The sequence below is a fragment of the Aquimarina aquimarini genome (genome assembly GCF_900299535.1).
Classification (GTDB): domain Bacteria; phylum Bacteroidota; class Bacteroidia; order Flavobacteriales; family Flavobacteriaceae; genus Aquimarina; species Aquimarina aquimarini.
This window is the reverse complement of the sequence record NZ_OMKE01000010.1, coordinates 107,655-123,795: the sequence shown is the minus strand read 5'-3', so window position 1 is coordinate 123,795 and position 16,141 is coordinate 107,655. Positions and strand designations below refer to the sequence as shown.

Sequence of the window (16,141 nt, the reverse complement as noted above, 5' to 3'; positions counted from 1 at the left end):
GTGTGATATCTGTCAAGCAACAACCTGTCGAAACCCTATAACAATGATCTAAAATTTCGGCAGGTTTGTTTATTAATAGGTATCATATATATAAACAGACTCCCTAAAGTTATCTATAATTAATTCCTTGGGTATAAGAATGATTTTTCGACTTCAAAGTCAATTACTCCCCCTTCTTTTACTTCGTAAGTAATAAAAAGTTCTCCCCAATATACTCCATCCGTAAAATCAGCAATAATCCATTTATGGTTTAACAACCTCACTTTATTGATGCTCATATTGCCTTCCATTCCTACAAATGGAATAATTGGATTATCTTTTCCTGCCTTATTCTGACTAATAATTTGATCACTTATTGTCAAAGTTAATTTATTGGCATCATATCCCATTTCTTCAAAATAACTCGCTGCATCCTCATTACTCTCTAATGAAAAATACGTAAGATCCATAGTCGTACTTATCAAAGAATCTATAGCTGTTTCTTTTTCTGTGATACGAGTTTCTAGGTTATCTATTTTTTTATCGTAGGATTCTTTCGCTTTTTTTGCATTCATAAATTGAAAAAGGATAAATAGTAATGCAAAAATGAATAGATATAAAAAAATTTTATTCCTCATGTTTCTAAATTGTTATTTTTAAATTATCGTAAGCTATGTATACGTTTTTTGGTAATTTTTTTTCAACTTCAGCATGAAACCCCATTAAATGACTTATATGAGTTAAGTATGCTTTCTCTGGTTTTATTTCTTCTATAAATTTTAATGCTTCTTCAAGATTAAAATGTGAATGATGTGGCTCTATCCGCAATGCATTTACGACTAACACCTTGACACCTCTTAATTTCTTTTTTTCTTTTTCCTCTACCGTTTTTACATCTGTCATATACACAAAATCTTTGAATCGAAATCCAAAAACTTGTAAACGGTTATGAAACGTATTAATAGGAATAATATCCAAATCACCCAGTAAAAAAGGAGTATTACTAATTTCATGTTCTATAACACTGGGAGCTCCTGGATACTTATTTTCTGAAGAAAAAATATATTCAAACCTAGCACTCAATGATTCTAATACTCTTTTGTGAGCATATACAGGAATATCTCCTTGTCTGAAAAAAAAAGGACGAATGTCATCCATTCCCATGGTATGATCAGCATGCTCATGTGTAAAGACAATACCATCAATTCTTGATACATTATTTGATAGCATCTGTTGCCTAAAATCAGGTCCACAATCGATAACATAACAGTATTGACCCCAAGATATAAGTACAGAAACCCGTAATCGTTTATCACGAGGATCATCACTCAAACACACAGGGTGATCGCTTCCTATTACTGGAATTCCCTGAGATGTACCGGTACCGAGAAAAGTTATTTCCATAATTTCTATAAACCAGAGCAAATGTACTTATATTTTTTTGCTCAAAAAATTACATATTTTTCTTAATTCGTAATATAGGACATAAAGTGTAGATATAAATTTACATACATGCTTTTTTAATACTTTTTGGATTAGTACCTTTACAGTAAACAAAAAAAGCCCTTTTTACTATGCCTATTAAGATAATGGGAGATAAAGAATTTGAGTCTGTCCCTTCAATAAAAAGCAAAGCTTTACGTATTAACCTGAACCAAAACATCTATGGTACTTTTGCAGAAATTGGTGCTGGTCAGGAAACTGTTCGAAACTTTTTTAGAGCAGGTGGAGCTTCTGGTACTATTGCGAAAGCAATGAGTGCATATGACAAAGATTTTAGTGATGCTATATATGGTATCGAAAACGATAAACGTTATGTTACTGAAGCGAGATTAAAAAAAATGCTTAGGCATGAAGTTGGACTTATTGAAGAAAGAATTACTAGAGAAAAACATCCTAATAAATTATTCTTTAGTTACGCCAATACTGTAGCAACCATTGATTTTGCAAAAAAATACAAAGGTCACGGTTGGGTAGGTATAAGATATCAAACCGTACCAAACGAAGAATACAACGAAATCTCATTGCATATACGTTTTCATGAGAATGATGCCAAACTACAGCAAATGACTTTGGGAATATTAGGGGTTAACCTAATTTATGGTGCATATTACAAATATGATAATCCAAAAAAGTTACTACGCTATCTGTATGATCACCTAGATAAAGATCAAATAGAAATTGATACAATCAACTTTTCTGGTCCTAGATTTAGTAAAGTAGATAATCGCTTAATGAGTTTACAGCTAGTTAAAAATGGAATGACAGAGGCCGTTATGTTCGGCCCTGATGGTAATAATATATTACCTGCTGCCATTTTATACAAGAAAAACATATTAGCGCTTCGTGGTAGTTTTAGACCTGTGACCAAAGTAAATATGGATATCTACGAGAAGTCACTTAATATGTTTTTGAGTGAAAATAAAGTAAACAAAGATAAAACCGTAGTTATATTTGAGATCACTTTATCCAACCTAAGGGCAGAAGGTGAAATTGATGAGGAAGATTTTATGGCTAGAGCTAGATTACTATGCTCTCAAGGGCAAACTGTAATGATTTCTAACTTCAAAGAATATTATAGGGTTGTTGAGTACTTCTCAAACTATACCAAAGAACGTATGGCTCTCGCTATGGGAGTGAATAACTTGGTAGATATTTTTGATGAAAAATACTATAGACACCTTAGTGGAGGGATTCTAGAAGCCTTTGGTAAATTATTCTTTAAAGATCTAAAAGTATACCTATATCCATTAAAAAATCATAAAACTGGAGAAATTACAACTAGTGATACTCTAAAAGTACACCCAAGAATGAAAGAATTGTATAAATTCTTTAAATACAACGGTAAACTACAAGATATTGCAGATTATGATGCTTCTCTTATGAATATTTTCTCAAGAGAAATTTTACAAAATATTCAGGATGATACTCCTGGTTGGGAAAATCAATTACCAGAGCTTATCCCTGAAATGATTAAAGCCAATAATTTCTTTGGCTATAAAGCTGAAAAAGCTATAGAAAAATAAATTTCATATAAATAGTAAAAATAGAGAGGTTATAAAATTATAACCTCTCTATTTTTTTATGAAAATTTTAACCTTGTATAAATAGGGTAAAAGAACAACAGTTTCGTATTTATTTTGAATTCTAAAACAAAAACGAAATGAAAAGAATAATTTTGTTGTCATTGCTGGTACTTTCCAGCAATCACATTTTCTCACAAGGAATAGATTTTGAACACAGTAATTGGGATGAGATTAAAGCAAAAGCCAAGACAGAAAAAAAATTAATCTTTGTTGATGTCTACACAGACTGGTGCGCTCCTTGTAAAAAAATGTCTAAAGAAGTTTTTCCTATAAAAGAGCTTGGGGATTATTACAATCCAAGATTTGTAAGCGTAAAAATTGATGCAGAAAAAGGTGAAGGAATAGCATTAGCAAAAAAATACGGAGTAATTTCTTATCCTACCTTTTTATTTTTGGATGCAACAGGAAAGTTATTACACATAACTTCTGCATATGCAGATAAAGATGCAATGATTGAATTAGCAAAAACTGCTCAAAATCCAAAAAAAAGATTCACAGTACTGGATGATGAATTTAATAAAGGGAATAGAGACAAAGATTTTATTAAAAAATACTTGTCTCAATTAATAAAACTTGGAGGAGAAACCGATAATAAACTAGGAATATACCTCAATTCTTTACCTCAAAAAGAGGTATTCACAAAGCATACTTATGAACTAATTCATAAATATGCTTTTAATATCAAATCAATTCCGTTTGAAATATTAATCAATAATTTTGATTCTTTTTCTAAAATAATACCAGAAAAAAAATTAATCAATAAAATATCAAAAAGATATATACTCACACAAAGTCACCATGTAGGTGCTGGATTTGCAGAAAAATATGTTGATACTACTGTAATTCCTTTTTTAAGAACAACAAACTATCCTTATAAAGATAAGTTAATAGCACAAATTGAGATTAATTACCTTAAAAACTGCCAAAAGTATAAAGAAGCGATAGACAGAATAATTCCTTTTTTAGAACAATATGCTTCTGATGATTTTGATCTAATCATGGATCATATTGGTATTGCAAACTATTCGCCAATAGATTTAAAAAGTGATACCCTAAAAGAGTTTATCACCTGGTCAAATAAAACGATTCTCATACGCCCACAAAACATGGACGCTCATATCATGAACATGAAACTTAATCTAACTAGCAAAAACTATAACCAAGCAATCAAACAAGCAGTTATAGTTGTAGATTTAGGTAATAAATCTGATGATCCTCTAAAAAAATTACATGCTTATTTTATGGCAGCTAAAACATATTCACAAGCAAATGATAAATCTACAGCTCTAAAGTTGGCAAAAAAATCTCAGGCAATTTGTACTAAACATAAAGAAAAAATAAACTCATACTACTTAAATTCTGTTGATGAACTCATTAAAAAATTATCAAGCTAAAGAGATAGATAAAAACATATACCCTTTTTATTATAAATAAAAAGGGTATAATAAACTTTTACAAAGATAGATTTATTACAAAATCTGAGCCGTATGATCTTTGGTTTTTACTTTACCTATTACCTCTGTAATTATTCCTTTTTCATCTATCACAAAGGTAGTACGGTGGATACCATCATATTCACGTCCCATAAATTTTTTAGGCCCCCATACCCCAAAAGCTTCAATTACTTTTTTGTCTTCATCTGCCAACAAAGAATAAGGTAACTCATTTTTATTCTTAAAATTAAGTTGTCTTTTTGCACTATCTGCACTTACTCCTATAACCTCATATCCTTGATTTTGAAACGTTTGATAATTATCTCTCAAATTACATGCTTCTGCCGTACACCCTGGAGTACTGGCTTTGGGATAGAAAAAAACAACTAATTTTTTACCCTTATAATCTGCTAAGGTTATAGTATTTCCTTCTTGGTCCAATGCTGTAAAATCAGGAGCCTTATCCCCTATTTTTAATGTTGTCATTTTATATAATTTATACGAATAAAACTTTTTACTATTTCTTTTGCTGAATTTGTAACAAAAATACTTATCTATTTTTAATTTTAGCAAGAAATTAATACCTATCTATATTTATAGAGGGTTGATTATTTTATACTTTAGCCTAAAATAACTTTGAGACATGACTAAACAGGAAAAGGTAGATTTTACGATAAAAACACTTCAAGAACTATACCCCAAAATTCCTATTCCTTTGGATCATAAAGATCCATACACATTACTTATTGCTGTATTAATGAGCGCTCAAAGTACAGATGTTCGGGTAAACAAGATTACTCCTTTATTATTTGAAAAAGCAGATAATCCACATGCTATGATACGATTGTCTGTAGAAGAGATTAGAGAAATCATAAAACCTGTGGGATTAAGCCCTATGAAATCAAAAGGAATATATGAATTGTCTCATATTCTTATTGATAAGCATAACGGAGAAGTTCCTCAAAGTTTTGAAGCTCTTGAAGAATTACCAGCTGTTGGTCATAAAACTGCGGGTGTTGTTATGTCACAAGCATTTGGTGTACCTGCTTTTCCTATAGATACACATATTCATAGATTGATGTATAGATGGGGATTTAGTAATGGTAAGAATGTAACGCAAACCGAAAAGGATGCCAAAAGGTTATTTCCTAAAGAATTATGGAATGATCTTCATCTACAAATAATCTGGTATGGTCGAGAATATTCTCCTGCAAGAGGTTGGGATCTAGATAAAGATATAATCACCTCTACTATTGGTAGAAAGACAGTGCTAAGTGAATATAATAAAAACAAAAAGCCTATTAAAAAATAGGCTTTTTGTTTTTATGTTTTTAGTTTAATTTAAAATCGTTTCGAATTTTAAACTGTTACTACATTCAATAACCTGTAATGATTTTGAATAGTTTAGTAAAAAGTTAATTGTATTTCTACTTGGTAATAAATGTTTTTCTTCTCTTTTAGAAGACGTAAAGTAAAATTTTGCCATATTAAATGTCTTAAATTATAAAGTTATTATATAAGACTATAACGGCACCAAAACTACTTTATTGCACAAATAGATTAATTAGTTTGTTAAAACTATATTATTTTTTTCTATCACTTTTCTTAAATTAATCAAAGCATATCTCATTCTACCTAAAGCTGTGTTAATACTAACTCCAGTTTTATCAGATATTTCTTTAAAACTCATATCTCTATACATACGCATGACCAATACTTCTTTTTGATCATCTGGTAATTCTTGGATTAGATTACGTAAATCTTCTTCTACTTGATCCTTTATCAATCTTTTTTCTGCATTCAAATCTCCATCACTAATTACAGAAAAAATACTGAATTCGCCATTATCCTCAAATTTTGGCATTCTATTTCCTTTTCTAAAATGATCAATTACCAAATTATGAGCAATACGCATTACCCAAGGAAGAAATTTTCCTTCTTCGTTGTATTTCCCATTTTTTAATGTACGTATTACCTTTATAAAAGTATCTTGAAAAATATCTTCAGAGACATCTCTATCAAACACTTTAGAATAAATAAAACTATAAATACGTTGCTTATGACGTTCGATAAGAATTGAAAGCGCACATTCGTCGCCTTTAATATAATTATTAACCAGCACTGCGTCTGATAGGGTGTAATCTTTCATACCTTGACTCAATTTAGCACAAGCATATACTTGGGGCTCGGGCTACGTTAAACTTAAAAAGTAAAGGTATTCAATAGGCAGTTTTGATTAGTTTTTTGAATGTTTTGAGATTGCTAATATAATAACTATCCTCGAATATTAAACAATTTCCTGTTAATTTTTTTAACTCAACTTTCAATCTACTTCAGTTATTGTACTTATTTAGTAATCCTTATCTTTGCCCTCTTACCGCATATTTACTATGATTCAAGACATTACAACCTTAGATCCAAAAGACAACATAATTATAAAAGGTGCTAAGCTTCACAATCTTAAAGATTTAGACGCAGTCATACCTAGAAATAAACTAGTAGTTATTACTGGTTTATCTGGTTCTGGTAAATCTAGCTTAGCTTTTGATACTTTATATGCAGAAGGGCAACGCAGATATGTAGAGAGCCTCTCATCTTATGCAAGGCAATTTTTGGGACGCCTTAATAAACCAAAAGTAGATTATATCAAAGGGATCGCTCCTGCTATTGCAATAGAACAAAAAGTAAATTCTACTAATCCAAGATCCACAGTCGGTACAACGACAGAAATTTATGATTATCTCAAGTTACTCTATGCAAGAATTGGTAAAACATATTCTCCTGTTTCTGGTGAATTAGTAAAGAAAGATACTGTTACAGATGTTATTAAGTATGTAAAATCTTTTGAAGATGGCGAAAAACTATTATTACTCTCTCCTATTCATGTAGAAGAAGGACGTACTCTTGAAGGGAAGTTAAAAGTTTTACAACAACAGGGATATGCTCGTATAAAACACAATAATAAAGTAACCAGAATTGAAGAAGTATCTATAATTGATAAGGATACATATCATTTGGTAGTAGATCGTATTGTGAAAAGAGATAATGAAGATTTCTACAATCGACTTGCTGATGCTGTTGACTCTGCTTTTTTTGAAGGAAAGGGAAGCTGTTATATAGAATCATTGACAGACGGCAAGCAAAAACAATTCAGTAATAAATTTGAATTAGACGGAATATCTTTTCTTGAACCTAATGTCCATTTATTTAGTTTTAACAATCCATATGGGGCATGCCCAGATTGTGAAGGATATGGTGATGTTATTGGTATTGATCAGGAGTTGGTAATTCCTAATACTGCATTAAGCATTTATGAAGGAGCCGTATTCCCATGGAAAGGTGATAGTATGGGCTGGTACAAAGATCAATTAGTAAACAGTGCATATAAATTTGATTTCCCTATTCATAAGCCATATTTTGAATTATCAGATGAACACAAAGAATTACTTTGGACAGGAAATGAATATTTTGAAGGAATTACTAGTTTTTTTGAAGAATTAGAGTCTAAAGCTTATAAAATTCAAAATCGAGTAATGCTATCTCGATATCGTGGTAAAACAAAATGTAATACTTGCAAAGGAAAACGGCTACGTAAAGAAGCTAGTTATGTAAAAATTAATGAAGCTACCTTAACTGATCTTGTAGAAAAACCGCTTAATGAGCTTGCTGATTTCTTTAAGAACATTACTCTTAATACGTATGATTCAAAAATTGCCAAACGCTTACTCAAAGAAATTAATAGTCGATTAGAGTTCCTACAGAATGTGGGGCTAGAATATTTAACACTTAACCGTAAATCAAATACATTATCAGGAGGAGAATCTCAACGTATTAACTTGGCAACATCATTAGGAAGTAGTCTTGTAGGTTCTATGTACATTCTTGATGAACCTAGTATAGGGCTACATCCAAAAGATACAGAAAAACTAATAAAAGTATTACAGTCATTACGTGATCTGGGCAATACGGTAATTGTCGTTGAGCATGATGAAGATATTATGAAAGCTGCTGATGAGATTATAGATATTGGTCCAGAAGCGGGAACACATGGAGGTCATGTTGTTGCTACAGGAAATTTTAGTGAAATTCTAAAAGCTGATTCTCTTACTGCAAAATATCTTAATGAAACTCTACAAATTGAAATTCCTCAAACCCGAAGGTCTTCAAAATATTATTTAGAAATCATCGGAGCTCGTGAGAATAATCTTAAAAATATTACTGTAAAAGTACCTCTTGGCGTCTTTACAGCTATTACTGGAGTATCTGGTAGTGGAAAAAGTACACTAGTCAAAAAAATAGTCTACCCTGCTATCTTAAAAGAACTAGGAGGCTATGGAGAAAAGGCAGGACAGTTTACAGAACTAAAAGGAAATTATAGCAATATCAAACATGTAGAGTTTGTAGATCAGAATCCTATCGGAAGATCTTCTCGATCCAACCCTGTTACCTATATCAAAGCATATGATGATATCCGTAATCTATTTGCTTCACAAAAATTATCAAGTATTCGCAATTATAAGGCAAAACACTTTTCGTTTAATGTAGATGGTGGGCGTTGTGAAACTTGTAAGGGTGAAGGCGAAGTTACTATAGAAATGCAATTCATGGCCGATGTGCATCTTGAGTGTGAAACTTGTAATGGAAAGCGTTTTAAAAAAGATGTTCTAGAAGTAACTTTTCATGATAAAAATATTCATGATATTCTTTCTATGACTATTGACACTGCAATTGATTTCTTTTCTGCTCATAACCAAACCAAAATTCAAAGAAAATTACAACCTCTACAAGATGTCGGATTGGGATATGTGCAATTAGGACAGAGCTCTTCTACCCTATCTGGTGGAGAAGCCCAACGAATTAAGCTAGCTTCGTTTCTTGTAAAAGGTAATACAAAAGACAAAGCATTATTTATTTTTGATGAACCTACCACTGGACTTCACTTTCATGATATCAAAAAATTACTCACTTCTTTTAATGAATTGATTGCCAAAGGACACTCTATTTTGGTAATAGAACACAATCTTGATTTGGTAAAATGTGCTGATCACATTATTGATCTCGGATTAAATGGTGGTAAAAATGGGGGTAATATTATTGCAGAAGGTACTCCTGAAGAAATTATAAAAACAGATACATCTTATACTGCACAATACCTAAAAGAAAAACTGTAAAATATTTAAAGAACTATTATAATACAATTAACATTATTATAATAGTTCTCACTGTAATGTGATGACTTTATTTTCGGCTAAAGTTTTAATATAAACTCAAAACCACAAATTAATGTCACTTACAAACGACTTAAAAAGCTTAGCACAAAATTCAGCAAAAAAACATCCTGAAAACGTTCAACAAATAATGAAAAACGGGATTCAGGTATTGAAAGATGCTGATATAGTTTCGCAAGCACTAAAAACTGGTAATGCGATACCAGAAATCACACTCCCAAATGCAGCCAATAAAAATATTTCTATTCAGGAACTATTACTAGATAAAAAGGTAATACTGTCTTTTTATCGAGGTGGATGGTGCCCGTATTGCAACTTAGAATTAAAAGCATTGCAACAAGCATTACCTGATTTTGAAGAAAATGGAGCTACCTTGGTTGCAATAAGTCCAGAAACTCCTGATAATTCATTAACTACTTCAGAAAAAAACAACCTGAGTTTTGAAGTACTCTCTGATGTGAATAACAAAATTGCAGAAAAGTTTAACTTGACCTTTACTTTACCACAAGATTTAGTAGAAATTTATAAAGGTTTTAATATTGACCTAGAAAAAAGTAATGGGAATACAGAACAACAACTTCCTATTTCTGCAACTTATATTATTAATCAGGATGGAACTATACTCTATGATCATATAAAAGAAGATTATAAACAAAGAGCCGATCCAGAAGAATTAATTAACATATTAAAAAACAGATAATTACCAATTACTTCTCATAACCTTACAATTTTTGGCACGCCATTTGAAAAGAAAACTATCAAATAGCGGAAGCCGAAAAGCTAATGAGTAGGCATCAACCCAAAAACAATTAAGGTTATGAGAAAAGTAATATTTTTTATTTCGGCTCTGTTACTTGTAGGAACTACTGCACAAGCAACCGATCACAAGGACCTGAATCAGGAGAATAGGGTTACAAAACGCTATCATCATGCACAAACCATTACCTTTGTACAAGGTGGCGTAAAATTTTTCGTCTACACAGATGGAGGAATAGACTACAGAATTCTAAGAAGAAGACCCCCACATTGGAACGATAATGTGATTTACAATACTCCAGGGCCATATCACAACGCGAGATCACATCGTAATTATGTACAATACGATTATTACAGAAGAGTAAAAAAAATTGGTCCAAATTATATTAGTTATGATAGATATAATAGAGTACGAAAAATAGGTCGTATCTATATACGATATAACAGACGTGGATTGGTATATCAAATTGGAGGACTACGTGTATACTATAAAAAATACGGTAGGATCAAATTTGTAGAAGGTGATATTTATTACCGAGGTTGTGGATATTGTGGAACAAGTGGATGTTCGATCTCTCATGAATCATACTATAATCAAAATTGGAAACCAAAGCATTATGATCATGATGATGACGATGATGACGATGATGACGATGATGACGATGATGACGATCATTATTATAAAAATAGAAAAAGAAAAAAAAGATATCATGACGACGATGACGATGACGACGATGATGATGATTAAAATATAAATTAGTTAGTTGGTTAGTTGTTTGAAACCCTGTTACCAGATTATATCGGTAGCAGGGTTTTGCTTTGTAACCTTTATATACTCATACATTTTTGGAATTTTATATTTTAGTATATAAATAACAAAAATAGAAAGTGACTACCTCTTGATTAGTTTTTATAGAAAACCCTTACTATTATGTATATTCTGCTAAGTAGTTTTTAAATTACTTTACACCCTATTCTTTTTTATATAATAAAATACTACCAACAAAAGACATAAAATAACACTTATCAAAAGTATCCAATACAAGCGATTCATAACAAAAGGAGTATCTATTACAATAGGATCAGAATTACCTAATAAATAAAAACTACCCCAATAAAAAGGATTGGTATAAAATATATCTGCAGTATTGATATATTTTAATTTTGCTTGTTGTAGTGCTTGATCTTTACTCATTCCTTTTTCTAAATTAGAATAGAAATACTTCATCAATTCTGGCGCTACTCTGTCTGACACCTCCCAACTACTCAATAGTAAACTTTTTGTGCCAGCATACTGAAAAGCTGTACCTAGGCTCATAATCCCTTCTCCATTAGCAACCTGTCCTGTTCCTGTATTACAAGCACTTAACACCGTAAGATCAGCAGGAATATCTAACGCAAAAAGTTCATGACTATACAACAAATTATCTTCGAGAGTATCGTTACTTTTTGTAAAATATAATTTTGAATTTTCGGGTTTATTATGATCTACTTCACCATGTAAAGCTAAATGAAGTATGCTATATTGCCCAGCGTTTTCTTTAAAGTTAGTTTCTATTGCATCGATTCCATAATAATATTGACCATCAATAATCTCTGAGATAGCTTTAATTTCTTTTCTTGTACCAGGAAGATCATCTCCTGCATCTCTTAATGCTGACAGGCTCATCATTTTACCTGTAGACACATCCAATGTATCAGAAAAAGAAAAGGCAAGGCATTCTTTTTTAATAGTAGAAGTTATTGCATCATTTCTTTTAAAAGAATTAAATAATACATTGGTAGAATTAGCATAAGATATAGCATACTCTCTTAGCACATAAGGAAAATCCAGCGCTTTATCGCTTTCTATTTCTTTAGTATGCAATAATTCAAAATTAAGATGCCATAAGGGTCCATCAGGGATAATTATGAGTCTGTTACCAACCAAGTCATTTTTTATTGGTAAAATAAGTTGGGTATATAAAATATTAGCTATTTTTTTATAACTCTTTATATACTGCGTTGTTATTGATTCTTGAAATTCTTTTATATTATTTTTTAAATAAGGGGTATTCAGTTTTTTTACCGAAACATCGTATTTAGAAATACTAAATGCATATGTAACACTATCTGTTGAAAAATATTCTAATACCGTTGTGTTTCTATCGATTTGCTCTTGAATTTCTGTAATAGATATTATTTCATTTTTACGTCTAAGTTGATAATAATTTGGATAATTTTCTTCTATTATTTTGGTCAATGAATCCTGCCTCCTATTCAAGCTAAATAATTTATTTTCATACTCTCTAATTTTTAAGGTATCACTTAATGAATTAGATTTCTCCTCTATAATCTGAGATCTATAAAAAGCTTGATTTGTTTTTACTTCTTTTTCTAATGAAACATGCTCTATAGGCAATTCTATGTCTATTACATTTTTGGCATAAGAATCGTTAAGTAATTCTTTTAACACATTACTTTTACTTTTCTCAATGTAGTAAAACACTTTATCTAATGATATTTGTTCTTGCTTATTCTCATATTCTAATAATAAAGTATTTATAGCATCTGTATATACTTCTTTGGCTTTATTACCTATAGCAACTTTATCCTTATAATTTTGATATGATTGCCTAATAGAGTTAATAACCTGATCAACATACTCATAGAGAACAATACTGTGTTGTATATCTTTGATATTATTATTTTGCTTGAACTGTAATTGTAATGTTTTTGCTTTTCCGCTAAGGGTTTCTAATAATAATTTTGAATCATAATATTCACTACTGTCAAAAACAAGGTCAATAGTATTACTGTTTTTATTTTTAGTATTAGCAATAAGAGCTTTATCAAAATAAGATATTGCTTTTTGATATTCTTGTTGCTCTTGATATATAGTTGCAATATGGGTATAACAAGCTCCCGTTAAGAGATGTTCTTTTCCGTATCTATTTTGTGTTAGTTCTAACCCTTTTTGATAATACTCTAAAGCTTTTTTGTAGTTTTTTTTATTTTGATATAACTCTCCGATATTATTGTATATTGCTACAATGCTTGGGTGATCCATATCAAAAATAATATTACGTATTTTTAAACATTTTTCATAATACAACAATGCCTTGTCTTCTTCTTTTTTAATGACATACATGTTTCCCATACTCTCATATACCATTGCTATATTTTCATGGTTTTCTCCTAATGTAGTTTTATAATTTTGTAATGCATTATTAAAATAATAAAGTGTTTTTTTATAGTCTTTTTTGATAGAAAACATAGTGGCTATGTTATGGTAAATATCACCTATAACTTCATAATTATCTCCATCATAGTATCTAATAGCTACATCTAAACCTTTTTTATAATACTCTAGTGCCTTGTCATATTCACCTTTTACATCACTATAAAAAACTCCAAAATTCTGATATATAGCGCTTAATCCTTTCAAGTAATTTTCTTTGCTATAAATCTTTAAGGCTTTTTTATAATAATCTAAGGCGCGTTCATCTTTTAAATTACTGTATACAATACCAATATTAAGGTAAAAAGAACCTATATCAACATGTTGGTTTTCAGAGTTTTTTATTTTTATTTGTATAGCCTTTTTATAATATTCTATAGCCAAATTAAATTTACCTTGATCATTATATATGATCCCCATATTATTATAGGTATTTCCTACTTTTGGGTGATCTTTTCCTAGAATATCAATATTTATTGCTAAGGCTTTTCTATAATTTTGCAATGCATTTTTATAATCTAAGGTGTAATAATAAATTATAGCCATATTATGATATGACCTTGCTATATCAGGGTTTTTTTCTGGAAATATTTTTTTTTGAACTTCTAATGCTTTCTGATAATAAACTAGTGCATTTTTATAATCAGGTATATTTTCATAATAATTACCAATATTATCATAAGAATAGGCTTCTTGTTGATTATTTTTCACAAGGTATTTATTACTTACTTCTAAAGCTTTTTTTGAATTTAGTAATGTGTTTTCTAAGTCACGAATACGCCATTGATTTTCCGATAGTTTATTATAGCATGCCGCTACTTTTTCCCAAACATTGGCTTTTTTATATAATGGTAAGGCTTTATTAAAAAATTTGATTGAGGCTTCGTGGTTCCTATCTTGTATAAGAGAGTCTGCCTTTTTAAAAAAATAAGATGCCTTTATGGTATCGTTTTCAATCTGTCCGAAACTAGGAGTACTTATAAATAAAAGCCCTATACCCCAAAAAAATATTTTTTTTATCATATTGCAAATAGATTCTAAATACATTGTACAATATATAATTATTCTTTGAGTCTTATCACTGAATCTTTATTGGTTGGTAATTTCAAAAATTGTTTTGCTTTTTTAATGTTTTTCTTATCCAAATAAATAAGCCCCATATACCATCGTGCAACTTTTGCCTTTTTTTGAGTAGGGTAATCAGAAAGGGTTTTGAGTTTTTTTAAAGCCTTTATAGTATCTCTGGATTTATAATATGATAATCCTTGCAATAATAAAGCATCTTCATAATACAATACCGATGAATCAAAATGATCCAGTATATCAATTGCTTCTTGATACTCTTGTTTTGTATACTTATAATACGCTTTATGAATATTTGTTTTTAACGAATCATCAGACTCCCCTCTCATTTGAGTATAGTCTAATCCTATCTTTTTATTCCAAGCCTCTTTAGAAGCATATTCATAATCTGGTTCTGATATTGTGTATTGCCACCCAAAAAATAATACTGCAAAAACCGCTGCAATACCACCAATCCATCTCCAGGGTATCACTTTGCCTTTTGTTTTCTGATCTGAATACATCAAATCATCCCATTTTTTTGCGCGAGAAATTTCTTCTTCTGTTTGATATTTTTTATTTATAAAAGCATTGCTTTCTCCATATAATTCAACTTTATTCAAAAATTGAGAATCTTCACTCATTCTTTTTTCAAATACAGATAATTCTGACCCTGACAGAGCTAAATCAAAATAGCGTGCAATAAGTTCTATATCTTTTTCTTCATTTGCCATCTGTAAAAAGTTTAGTTATGTTTCTTCAATTTTTCTAAAGCTTCATATACTTTTTGAATCAATCTTTTTTTACAATTATATTTTGCCTGCACCAGCGCTTGATAATTTGTATATCCTAATTCTTGTTGTAAATCTTTCAATTGTACCTGATGATCCATATCATTCTCTAAAAGGGTTTTGCATTTTGGAGATAGTTTTTCTAAAGCAATGGCCAAGGCTTTATGCTTTAACACTCTATCATTCTCTATTTCAGTTTGATCTTCATAAGAAACAGGGGCTTCAGTATCATCATGATATTCATAAGGTTGATCACTTACTGTAACCAGACCTTTAATATTTCTTTTTTTCATCAACCAAGCATTTTTACACATAATATAAATATACCCTATACTATTATGAGGCAATTCTTCCTGATTAATAACAAAACGTTCCCAAAATTTTTGCATAGAAGTAATAAATACTTCTCTTGTATCTTCCTCAGATTTTGTGAGTGAAAGTAGTTTTCCCCTTAACTTTTGAAAAGCATACTCAAAGAAAATGTTAAATGGTCGTTCATCTCCTTTTTGTGCAGACTTAATCTTATTTTTTATTTCAATATCATTCACTACCCAAAAGTAAAAAAAGAGAATGTTTTTTTTATGTT

At 30.3% G+C, this 16,141-nt stretch carries 13 protein-coding genes; 6 read left to right on the top strand and 7 right to left on the bottom strand.

What is annotated here, in order from left to right:
* Positions 1-119: 119 nt before the first annotated feature.
* Positions 120-617 (bottom strand): hypothetical protein, encoded by a 498-nt coding sequence (locus DG508_RS05760; protein ID WP_108867220.1) that lies wholly within the window; start codon positions 615-617, stop codon positions 120-122.
* Positions 618-621: 4 nt separating this feature from the next.
* Positions 622-1,383, bottom strand: coding sequence for an MBL fold metallo-hydrolase (locus DG508_RS05755; protein ID WP_108867219.1), 762 nt, complete (start codon positions 1,381-1,383; stop codon positions 622-624).
* Positions 1,384-1,553: 170 nt separating this feature from the next.
* Between DG508_RS05755 and DG508_RS05750 the strand changes: the two genes are divergently transcribed.
* Positions 1,554-3,005, top strand: a complete 1,452-nt coding sequence (locus DG508_RS05750; RefSeq protein ID WP_108867218.1) for a nicotinate-nucleotide adenylyltransferase — start codon at positions 1,554-1,556, stop codon at positions 3,003-3,005.
* A 137-nt stretch (positions 3,006-3,142) separates the two neighbouring features.
* On the top strand, positions 3,143-4,459 hold the full coding sequence (locus tag DG508_RS05745; RefSeq protein ID WP_108867217.1) for a thioredoxin family protein: 1,317 nt from the start codon (positions 3,143-3,145) through the stop codon (positions 4,457-4,459).
* A gap of 75 nt (positions 4,460-4,534) precedes the next feature.
* On the opposite strand, the gene bcp is transcribed toward DG508_RS05745, so the two are convergent.
* On the bottom strand, positions 4,535-4,984 hold the full coding sequence (gene bcp, locus DG508_RS05740; protein ID WP_108867216.1) for a thioredoxin-dependent thiol peroxidase: 450 nt from the start codon (positions 4,982-4,984) through the stop codon (positions 4,535-4,537).
* A 157-nt stretch (positions 4,985-5,141) separates the two neighbouring features.
* Here bcp and DG508_RS05735 point away from each other — a divergent pair, with 157 nt between their 5' ends.
* Positions 5,142-5,810, top strand: a complete 669-nt coding sequence (locus tag DG508_RS05735; RefSeq protein ID WP_108867215.1) for an endonuclease III domain-containing protein — start codon at positions 5,142-5,144, stop codon at positions 5,808-5,810.
* A 252-nt stretch (positions 5,811-6,062) separates the two neighbouring features.
* On the opposite strand, the gene DG508_RS05730 is transcribed toward DG508_RS05735, so the two are convergent.
* Positions 6,063-6,647: an RNA polymerase sigma factor gene (locus DG508_RS05730; RefSeq protein ID WP_103866855.1), complete on the bottom strand. Its 585-nt coding sequence runs from the start codon at positions 6,645-6,647 to the stop codon at positions 6,063-6,065.
* Between the two features lie 241 nt (positions 6,648-6,888).
* Here DG508_RS05730 and uvrA point away from each other — a divergent pair, with 241 nt between their 5' ends.
* From uvrA to DG508_RS05715, 3 genes are all read left to right on the top strand, one after another.
* Positions 6,889-9,669, top strand: a complete 2,781-nt coding sequence (uvrA, locus tag DG508_RS05725; protein WP_108867214.1) for an excinuclease ABC subunit UvrA — start codon at positions 6,889-6,891, stop codon at positions 9,667-9,669.
* Between the two features lie 112 nt (positions 9,670-9,781).
* A complete protein-coding gene (locus DG508_RS05720) occupies positions 9,782-10,426 on the top strand; it encodes a peroxiredoxin-like family protein (protein ID WP_108867213.1) in 645 nt (214 codons plus the stop codon).
* A gap of 117 nt (positions 10,427-10,543) precedes the next feature.
* The gene (locus DG508_RS05715; protein ID WP_108867212.1) at positions 10,544-11,230 is read left to right on the top strand and encodes a hypothetical protein; all 687 of its coding nucleotides are present in this window, start codon (positions 10,544-10,546) and stop codon (positions 11,228-11,230) included.
* Positions 11,231-11,446: 216 nt separating this feature from the next.
* Here DG508_RS05715 and DG508_RS05710 read toward each other — a convergent pair whose 3' ends face one another.
* The 3 genes from DG508_RS05710 to DG508_RS05700 are packed head-to-tail and all read right to left on the bottom strand — an operon-like array spanning position 11,447 to position 16,103.
* The gene (locus DG508_RS05710) at positions 11,447-14,725 is read right to left on the bottom strand and encodes a CHAT domain-containing protein (protein WP_159090703.1); all 3,279 of its coding nucleotides are present in this window, start codon (positions 14,723-14,725) and stop codon (positions 11,447-11,449) included.
* 38 nt (positions 14,726-14,763) lie between these two features.
* The gene (locus DG508_RS05705; RefSeq protein ID WP_108867210.1) at positions 14,764-15,498 is read right to left on the bottom strand and encodes a tetratricopeptide repeat protein; all 735 of its coding nucleotides are present in this window, start codon (positions 15,496-15,498) and stop codon (positions 14,764-14,766) included.
* Between the two features lie 11 nt (positions 15,499-15,509).
* On the bottom strand, positions 15,510-16,103 hold the full coding sequence (locus DG508_RS05700) for an RNA polymerase sigma factor (protein WP_108867209.1): 594 nt from the start codon (positions 16,101-16,103) through the stop codon (positions 15,510-15,512).
* Positions 16,104-16,141: the final 38 nt, after the last annotated feature.

Bases quoted from the DNA above. Each gene is read 5' to 3' on its own strand.
- DG508_RS05760 (WP_108867220.1), bottom strand. From the start codon at position 617: ATGAGGAATAAAATTTTTTTATATCTATTCATTTTTGCATTACTATTT.
- bcp (WP_108867216.1), bottom strand. From the start codon at position 4,984: ATGACAACATTAAAAATAGGGGATAAGGCTCCTGATTTTACAGCATTG.
- DG508_RS05745 (WP_108867217.1), top strand. From the start codon at position 3,143: ATGAAAAGAATAATTTTGTTGTCATTGCTGGTACTTTCCAGCAATCAC.
- DG508_RS05750 (WP_108867218.1), top strand. From the start codon at position 1,554: ATGCCTATTAAGATAATGGGAGATAAAGAATTTGAGTCTGTCCCTTCA.
- DG508_RS05755 (WP_108867219.1), bottom strand. From the start codon at position 1,383: ATGGAAATAACTTTTCTCGGTACCGGTACATCTCAGGGAATTCCAGTA.
- uvrA (WP_108867214.1), top strand. From the start codon at position 6,889: ATGATTCAAGACATTACAACCTTAGATCCAAAAGACAACATAATTATA.
- DG508_RS05710 (WP_159090703.1), bottom strand. From the start codon at position 14,725: ATGATAAAAAAAATATTTTTTTGGGGTATAGGGCTTTTATTTATAAGT.
- DG508_RS05705 (WP_108867210.1), bottom strand. From the start codon at position 15,498: ATGGCAAATGAAGAAAAAGATATAGAACTTATTGCACGCTATTTTGAT.
- DG508_RS05720 (WP_108867213.1), top strand. From the start codon at position 9,782: ATGTCACTTACAAACGACTTAAAAAGCTTAGCACAAAATTCAGCAAAA.
- DG508_RS05730 (WP_103866855.1), bottom strand. From the start codon at position 6,647: ATGAAAGATTACACCCTATCAGACGCAGTGCTGGTTAATAATTATATT.
- DG508_RS05735 (WP_108867215.1), top strand. From the start codon at position 5,142: ATGACTAAACAGGAAAAGGTAGATTTTACGATAAAAACACTTCAAGAA.
- DG508_RS05715 (WP_108867212.1), top strand. From the start codon at position 10,544: ATGAGAAAAGTAATATTTTTTATTTCGGCTCTGTTACTTGTAGGAACT.